The organism is Streptomyces aureus, assembly GCF_001418135.1.
Lineage (GTDB): Bacteria > Actinomycetota > Actinomycetes > Streptomycetales > Streptomycetaceae > Streptomyces > Streptomyces aureus_A.
Window position 1 is genome coordinate 1 of record NZ_LIPQ01000040.1, and the last position, 7,893, is coordinate 7,893.

A 7,893-nucleotide genomic window follows, 5' to 3' on the forward strand; every position below is an offset into this window, starting at 1 on the left:
CGCCGGTACCGGCGTGGGAGTTCGCGGCCAGGGCGAATCCGCCGCTCAGCGACAGGATGCCGGTCGCTGCCGCCGCGGTGAGTACTTTCCTGCTGATGATGGACCGCATACCGCTCTTCCTCTGGAGAAAGGGAGAGACCGGCGAGGATCCCCCCTCGCTCCGACCGGCCTGATCCACGCCGACATTGCGTGGGACTGGCCAGAGGGTATGGGTCGGCGAACCCCGTGCAGCGGGGGCCACACGGCAGCTGATCAGAAAATCATTCGATCAGCCGACCGTGGGAGGCGGCGGCGTCATGGCCCCCGCAAGTGCCCGAAAAGGCAGGGTTACTGATGTGACGTCAGTGGGGTGACGGTCCGGTGTCAGCCACCGACCGGCAGGCCACCACCGACCGGCAGGCCACCCAGCAGCGAGCCGCCCTTGGTGGTCTCGTTCAGCTGGGTCGCGGTGTCGGTGACGGTCTTGACCGGGGAGCCGTCCGTGGTGCTGCTCAGGACGTCCGACTTCAGCCCATTGGCGGCGATCGCTTCGAGGCCACCGTTCAGGCTGGTGGGGGTCAGCGCCTCCGTGGCCATGGCGGGCGCGGCAGCGCCGAGGGCCATCAGCGAACCGGCGACAACCGCGGCGACCTTGGTGGGCTTCATGGGATGAATCCTTCCTCTATACCTTCAAGTCACTTGCTGCACAGGCTTCTTGGCCGAATCCCGCGCGCTTTGTTCTGCTTCTGTAACGAACGGCGTGCCGCACGGAAACTCCGGAAGGAAGGATTTCTCGACACTGCACCCGATCGATGCGGCCCGGTGCTATTTGCCGATCGCACACCGCCGCACACGCCTGTGCCGGCCCGGCGGGACGCCGGGCCGGCACAGGGCCTGCGGGTGACTACCGGACCGGCAGCGGGGGCGTGGCCGGCAGTTCGGGCACGTCGACCGGCGGGTCGACGGGCAGCTCGGGCGGGTCCACCGGCAGCTCGGGCGCGGTGACCGGGAGCGTGGGCAGCGCGGGCAGTCCGGCCAGGTCGGGAGCGGGCAGACCGCTGCCGAGGACCGTGGCGACGGCCAGGTTGACCAGCGAGGTCAGGGTCGCCGTGACCTGCGGTACGACTCCGCCGGCGTCGCCGGAGGTGACCGCGGCGAGCAGGGCGGCGACCGCCTTCTCGACCGTGGCGAGGGCGTCGTCGACGACGTCCGCCGGGGCGGCCGCCTTCCCGGCCCACGCGGCCTTCGCGCCGGCCGCGACGGGCAGGGTCACGGGCGGGTTCACCGGCAGGGCCGGGGCTTCCACGGGTGGCGCCGCCGGTAGCTCTACGGGGGTCTCCACGGCCGGCGGCGTGACGGGAAGCTCGGCCGCCGGCGGCGTGACGGGAAGGTCCGTCGACGGTGGCGTGACCGGGAGATCGGTCGAGGGCGGCGTGACGGGCGCGTCCGGCAACGGGGCCGGCGCCGTGGCCTTGGCCTCCTCGACGGCTGCCGCGATCTTGGCCTTGAGGGCCTCGGCGTCGGCCGCGGGGAGCTGACCGGAGTCGGCCTTGAGCGCGGCCGTGACGAGTTCGGTCACGGGAGTGGTCACCGAGCCGAGGTCTCCGAGCGCCTCGGCCTGGGTCAGCAGGGCCGCGGCGTCGGGGAGAGGTGCGCGGGCGGCCCGTTCGGCCGCGGTGGACGGATGGTGTTCGTCGGCGAAGGCGGGTCCCGCCGTGCCGAGGGTGATGACGGCGGATATCGCCAGGGCGGTGATGCGGCGTGTAGCCAGGGGACGCATATGTGTTCCTTTTCCTTATGCGTCGGACAACTTCCCTCTCACCGTGCCTGCGGGTATAGCGCTCCGCAACCGCAGAACTACTGAGCGCCACGCCTCCGTTCGGGTGAATCCACCCCTCGAACATGCCCCCCGAAGGGGCGTACGCCGTTGCACCGACCGGCGCACGACGGTGCCGCCGAACGAGCACCGACCCCATGACGACAAGGAAAAGCCGGTGCGCCCACCCCGTCAGGAGTGGGCGCACCGGCTTCGGAAGGACTGATCAGGCGTGCCGGATCAGGCGTTGACGCAGGCGTTGCCGAAGGTCGGGTTCAGCGCGCCGATGACGCTGACCGTGTTGCCGCAGAGGTTGACCGGGATGTGCACCGGGACCTGGACGACGTTGCCGGAGCCGACGCCGGGGGACTTCACGGCCGCGCCCTCGGCGCCGGCGTCGGCGGTGGCGGCACCGGCGGCACCGGCGACCGCGGCAGCGGCACCCACGGTCAGGACAACGGCCTTGGCGATACGGGACATGGGGAAGTGCTCCTCGATCGAAATTCAACGTGGACTGCGCGGACTGTTCGGCCCGACTCCCTCAACAACGCCCCGGCTTTTCATCGGTTGCTCTCCCGAACGGGTGACGTTCAACCGATCTTTGGGCCATAGGAGGGCCATTGGAGGGAGTGGGCGTGGAATGGCGCAACACGCTCAACGAGGAACCTGCCGCGCGGATACGGGAGTTAGCGTTTCCAGGCATCTAATGCTTACTATCGCCCCGCGCCGGGGTTATAACGTTCCCGAACGTTGCTTCCGGGCCCGCCGCGCGTTCACCCATTTCGTGCGGACGACACCTTCCCCTCTCCCGGCCTTCACGGGTCTTCCCTTCCTTCTCTCATCTAAGCGGAGAACCTGTATGCGGAATTCAGCGGTTCTTGCTGTGCGTCGCAGCGTGTTGTGCGCCCTGTCGTGTGCGGCGCTGTCGGCCGCGCTGCCGGTCGCCTCCGCCTCAGCCCCCCGGCCCCGGGAGGCGAGCAGCGTCCCGTTCGCCGCGCGCTACCAGTCCGTGCAGCACGGTGGGGTCGTGCGCGCGGCCAACTCCTCGGCGAAGGGCGCGAAGGGCACCGAGTCGGTCAACGACGACGCCACGATCGCCTACGTCGACGTGGACAGCGACCCCAACACGTACAACTCCAGCCGTGCCGAGCTCGCCGTCCCCGCGGGCGCCCGGGTCAGCTGGGCCCGTCTCTACTGGGGAGGCAACCTGCGGGTGGGCGAGCAGAAGCCGCCCGAGGACAACGGCCGGGTGCTGATCGCCGAGCCCGGCGGCGCGTACAAGGCGCTGCTCGCGGACACCCTGATCGGCCACCGGACGGCCGACGGCGCCGATGCGTTCCAGGCCTCCGCCGATGTCACCGAGCTGGTCCGCTCCTCCCGTTCGGGGCAGTGGACGGTCGCTCAGGTCAACGTCGCCGGCGGCCGGTCGGCGGTCGGCGGCTGGGGTGGCTGGACGCTCGTCGCCGCGTACGAGAAGGCGTCGGAACCGCTCCGCAGGATCGGTGTCTGGGACGGATTCGAAACGGTAGGACCGCGCTCCGGCGAGCTTCGCGTACCGCTTGACGCAAACCGTTACGGCAAGGCCACGAGCGGCACTCTCGGGGTGATCGCCTATGACGGTGACCGGGGCACTTCCGGTGATTACCTGGCGGTGGAAACGAGCCGCTCGAAGAGCGTCCGGCTCTCCGATTCCGCCAATTCCGCGGACGACGTGATGAACTCCAGCATCACCGAATTCGGCACCGGTCGTACGGTCCGCTCACCCGATGGTACGAACACTCTCGGGTACGACTCCGACGTCTTCGATCTGCGGGGGGCACTGCGCGATGGGGCCGACCGTGTCCACGTCCGGTCGGGGAGCCGGAAGGACACCGTCTGGCTCGGTGCGCTCTTCTTCCAGGCGGACGTCCGGCGCTGACGTGCTGCCTCCACGAGACACGGACCCCGGGTCCGTCACCGTCCTGCACGCGGTCCAGCCCGGCGACGGCGGGGTCGCCCGTGTCGTCACCGACCTCGTCCGCGCCCAACTCGCCGCCGGCCTGCGGGTCGCGGTCGCCTGCCCACCCGACACCGCCCTCGCCGCCGCCGTACGCGCCGAGGGGGCGGACACCCGTGCCTGGCGGGCCGGCCGGAACCCCGGTCCCGAGCTCGTCCGCGAGACCCGCGGCCTCGCCCGGGTGATCCGTACCGTCCGCCCCGGACTCGTCCACGCGCACAGCGCGAAGGCCGGGCTGTGCGCCCGACTCGCGCTGCGCGGACGGATTCCGACGGTGTATCAGCCGCACGCCTGGTCCTTCGAGGCGGTCGAGGGGACGACCGCCGCGCTGGCCCGGCGCTGGGAGCGGTTCGGCGCCCGCTGGACCGACCGGATCCTCTGCGTCAGCGAGGCCGAGCGGCGTACCGGCGAGGCCGCCGGGGTCACGGCCGACTGGTCCGTCGTCCACAACGGTGTGGACGTGGCCCGGTTCGCGACCGACGGACCGCCCGGCAACCCCGCGCCCACCGTCGTCTGCGTGGGCCGGCTCTGCCGCCAGAAGGGGCAGGACGTGCTGCTCGCCGCCTGGCCCGCCGTCCTCGCGGAGGTGCCGACGGCCCGTCTCGTCCTGGTCGGCGACGGCCCCGACGGCGACCGGCTGCGCGCCGCCGCAGGCCCCTCGGTGCGGTTCACCGGAGCCGTCGCCGACACCGTCCCCTGGTACCGGGCCGCCGACGTCGTCGTCCTGCCGTCCCGCTGGGAGGGCATGGCGCTCGCACCCCTGGAGGCCATGGCCGCCGGCCGGCCGGTCGTCGTCAGCGATGTCGACGGGGCCCGCGAGAGCCTGCCACCCGCCCATGAACCCCTGTGCCTGGTCCCGCCCGAGGACCCGGCCGCGCTCGCCACCGCTCTCGGCCGCCTCCTCGGCAGGCAGGAGCTCCGGCACCGCCTGGGCCGCGAGGCCCACGAGCACGTACTCAGCAGATTCGATGTCCGGCGCACCGGCGCGGCCGTCGCGGATGTCTACCGCGAACTGGCCGGAGTGCGAGGCACCGAGCACAGAGAGCCGATTGCGCAGTGACCACCGAAAGCACCAGCGTCCCTCCCTCACCGGGCCCGTGGCCCACGGCAGGCCAGGCCTTCGGCCTCGCCTCCCTCGCACCGCGCCGCGGCACGACCGACCGGCTCGCCCTCCCGTACCGCCCCGTGCGGCCGCGGTCCGGCGTGCTGCCGCTCGTCGCGGTCGACTGCCTGGCCGTTCTGTCCGCCGCCACGCTGCTGAGCGCGGCGCACCACGACGTCCGGCTTCTGCTGCCGGTCGTGGCGGTCGTCCTCGTCCTCGACGGGCACGCGGGGCTCCACCGGCCGGCCCCGCACACCAGGGCCCTCGACGAACTGCCCGCGCTCGCCTCCCGTGCCGGCGTCGCCTGGTGTCTGGCGGCGGCCGGAGTGGCCGCGTACTCCCCGGCCCTGGCGATCGGGCCGCTGCGGCTCGGCGCCGCGTACGCCACACACGTCGGTGTCGTGATCCTGGTCCGGGCGCTGCTGCTCACCCGGCGGCGACTGATCGCCCGCGCCCATCCCCGGTCGGCGCTGGTCGTCGGCGGGGCGGGGGCCGCGCGCCGGTTCGCCTCCGCGGCCGCCCAGCATCCCGAGTACGGGGTACGGCCGGTGGGCATCGTCGGCGTGCCCGAGCAGGGCGGCGCGCCCCGGTCGGCCGGTGAACCCGGGCTTCCGGTGCTCACCACGACCGAGGAGATCCACCGGGCCGTCATCCAGAACACCGTGCGCGACGCGGTGTTCCTCAACGACGACCCGGCGCTCGTGACCCTCTTCCAGCACTACGGCTGCACGACCTGGCGGGTCGGCGGACGGCACCAGTCCGGTCCGATGGGCGCGCACATGTGGGGGTACGCGTGGCAGCGCATCGCGCCGCCGGTCGAGCGGCGCGGTCTGCCCGCCAAGCGCGCCCTCGACATCGCGCTCGCCGCGCCCGCGCTGGCCCTCGCGCTGCCGGTGCTGCTGCTCTGCGCGCTCGCCGTGCGGCTCGCGGACGGTCCCGGGGTGCTGTTCCGGCAGGAGCGGGTGGGCCAGCACGGGCGGCACTTCACGCTGCTCAAGTTCCGTACGCTCCGTCCCTCCGACGACACCGAGTCGGCGACCCGCTGGAACGTGGCGGGCGACCGGCGGATGAGCGCGGCCGGGAACTTCCTGCGGAAGAGCTCGCTCGACGAGCTGCCGCAGCTGTGGAACGTGCTGCGCGGTGACATGAGCCTGGTCGGGCCGCGGCCCGAACGCCCGTACTTCGTCACCCAGTTCAGCAAGATCCACGCCGGTTACGCGGCCCGGCACCGGATGCCCGTGGGGCTGACCGGTCTGGCGCAGGTGCACGGGCTGCGGGGCGACACCTCGATCGAGGACCGCTGCCGCTTCGACAACCACTACATCGACCACTGGTCGCTCTGGCAGGACGTCTGCATCCTGCTGCGCACGGCGGCCGGACTCGTCCGACCCACGGGGAGCTGAGGATGGCCACGGCCGTGACGGTGCCGGCGCTCGCCCCGGACGACGTCCGGGACTGGGCGCGCAGGGCCGGGGCGCTCTCCCCGGTCCTCGCCGTGATCGCACTGCTGCTCGTCCCGGGCGGCGGCGGTGCCCAGGGCGGCACCGGCGGTACGGGGACGGTCGCCGACGCGGCCTCCGGGCTGCTCGTCCTGATCTGTCTCGTCCGGGTGCTGCGCGGCGGCGCCCGGCCGCTGACCCGGACGGCGGCCGTCGTCCTCGGCCTGCCGGTCCTCGGCATCTGTCTCGCGGCGATCACCTCGAACGACCCGGCGGCGAGCCTGCCGGGCGTCGCCCGGTACGTACAGGTCTTCGTGCTGGTCCCGGCGGCCGTGCTCCTGATGATCCGTGACCGGCGGGACTTCGCCGTGGTCGCCTGGGGCCTTGTCGGGCTCGCGCTGCTCCAGGGCGCGGTCGGCGTCGCCCAGTACCTGACCGGCACCGGCGCCTCGTACATGGGTGAGGACATCCGGGCCGTCGGCACCTTCGGGCCCACCGATGTGATGGGCATGGCGACCTGCGTGTCGTACGGGCTCGTCGTCGTCACCGGGATCGCGCTCGGCAGCGGGCCCGGACGGACCCGGACGGCTGCGCTCGTCTGCGCCGGACTGCTCTTCCTGCCGCTCGTGCTGTCGTTCAGCCGGGGCGCGTGGATCGCGACCGTGCTCGCCTGCGGGATCCAGCTGCTGCTCTCGGGGCCCCGACGGGCGGCGCGCGTGGCGCTCGCCGCCGGCGCGCTCGGGGTGGTCCTGGTCGGCGGGCTCGGCATCGGCTCGGCGATGGTGAAGGAGCGGGTCGCCAGCATCACGCAGGTGGCGGCCGCGCCGGACCAGTCGGTGACGGACCGGTACACGATGTGGGCGGCGGCCGGGCGGATGTGGGCCTCGGAGCCCGTGACCGGCGTCGGCCTCAAGGGCTTCCCGCAGTACCGCGACTCGAACGCCTCCCTCGCCCTGTCCTCCGGCAGCGACACGGCCGGCGCGGGCGCCGCCTTCGCGCGTCAGCCGCTGCTGTCCCCGCACAACATGTACCTGCTGGTCCTCAGCGAGCAGGGCCTGTTCGGGCTGCTCGCCCTCGTGGGCAGCTGGGTGGCGCTGCTCGTCGGCGGGCTGCGGCGGCGCCGCCTCGGCGCGGACTGCGCGCTCGTCGCGACCGGCCTGCTCGGCTGGCAGCTCATCGACTTCTTCTACGCGGACATCGGCGGCCCCTCGACGGTCCTGATGTCGGTCGTGCTGGGCCTCGCGGCCTGGTGGGCCCTCGCGGAGGTCCGGCGTGCGTGACCCGTGGGCCGGGGAACCGGAGCCCACGGACACCCCGCGGGCCGGTGAACCGCGCCCCACGGGCGGACCGCCCTGCGGCACCCCGCTGACCGACCCCTGGCCGACCGCGCCTCCGGGCCCCACGGACTCCCCGTGGCCCTCGGAGGCCGTCGTGCTGCCGGGGACGGGTTCGGGTACGGGAGCCGTGCCGCCGCCCGTGCCGCCGCAGCAACAGGCCCTGCTCGCTGAGGACCAGCAGGTACATGGCGGCTGACGCGCGAAGGCGGCGCCCGCGCCGGCCG

Annotated in this window: 8 protein-coding genes; 5 read left to right on the top strand and 3 right to left on the bottom strand. The window is 73.1% G+C overall.

Annotation, left to right across the window (positions count from 1 at the left end; genetic code table 11):
* Positions 1–363 precede the first annotated feature (363 nt).
* From AOK00_RS04785 to AOK00_RS04795, 3 genes are all read right to left on the bottom strand, one after another.
* Complete coding sequence (locus AOK00_RS04785; protein WP_030324038.1) at positions 364–645, bottom strand: hypothetical protein; 282 nt, start codon at positions 643–645, stop codon at positions 364–366.
* 238 nt (positions 646–883) lie between these two features.
* Positions 884–1,759: a hypothetical protein gene (locus AOK00_RS04790; protein ID WP_055599061.1), complete on the bottom strand. Its 876-nt coding sequence runs from the start codon at positions 1,757–1,759 to the stop codon at positions 884–886.
* A 276-nt stretch (positions 1,760–2,035) separates the two neighbouring features.
* Complete coding sequence (locus tag AOK00_RS04795) at positions 2,036–2,275, bottom strand: chaplin (RefSeq protein ID WP_055599062.1); 240 nt, start codon at positions 2,273–2,275, stop codon at positions 2,036–2,038.
* A gap of 403 nt (positions 2,276–2,678) precedes the next feature.
* Here AOK00_RS04795 and AOK00_RS04800 point away from each other — a divergent pair, with 403 nt between their 5' ends.
* Genes AOK00_RS04800 through AOK00_RS04820 form a run of 5 tightly spaced genes read left to right on the top strand, consistent with a single transcriptional unit; the run spans position 2,679 to position 7,865 of the window.
* Positions 2,679–3,713 carry a DUF3344 domain-containing protein gene (locus AOK00_RS04800; protein WP_437441387.1) on the top strand — a complete coding sequence of 345 codons (1,035 nt, stop codon included), beginning with the start codon at positions 2,679–2,681 and terminating at the stop codon, positions 3,711–3,713.
* A 1-nt stretch (position 3,714) separates the two neighbouring features.
* Entirely contained in the window at positions 3,715–4,851 is a 1,137-nt protein-coding gene (locus AOK00_RS04805; protein WP_079041841.1) for a glycosyltransferase, read from the top strand.
* Complete coding sequence (locus tag AOK00_RS04810) at positions 4,848–6,296, top strand: exopolysaccharide biosynthesis polyprenyl glycosylphosphotransferase (protein ID WP_055599064.1); 1,449 nt, start codon at positions 4,848–4,850, stop codon at positions 6,294–6,296. Before AOK00_RS04805 ends, AOK00_RS04810 begins: the two co-directional genes overlap by 4 nt.
* Before the next feature lie 2 nt (positions 6,297–6,298).
* Positions 6,299–7,612 (top strand): O-antigen ligase family protein, encoded by a 1,314-nt coding sequence (locus AOK00_RS04815; protein ID WP_055599065.1) that lies wholly within the window; start codon positions 6,299–6,301, stop codon positions 7,610–7,612.
* Positions 7,605–7,865 carry a hypothetical protein gene (locus AOK00_RS04820; RefSeq protein WP_055599066.1) on the top strand — a complete coding sequence of 87 codons (261 nt, stop codon included), beginning with the start codon at positions 7,605–7,607 and terminating at the stop codon, positions 7,863–7,865. The genes AOK00_RS04815 and AOK00_RS04820 overlap by 8 nt, the downstream gene beginning before the upstream one ends.
* Positions 7,866–7,893 lie beyond the last annotated feature (28 nt).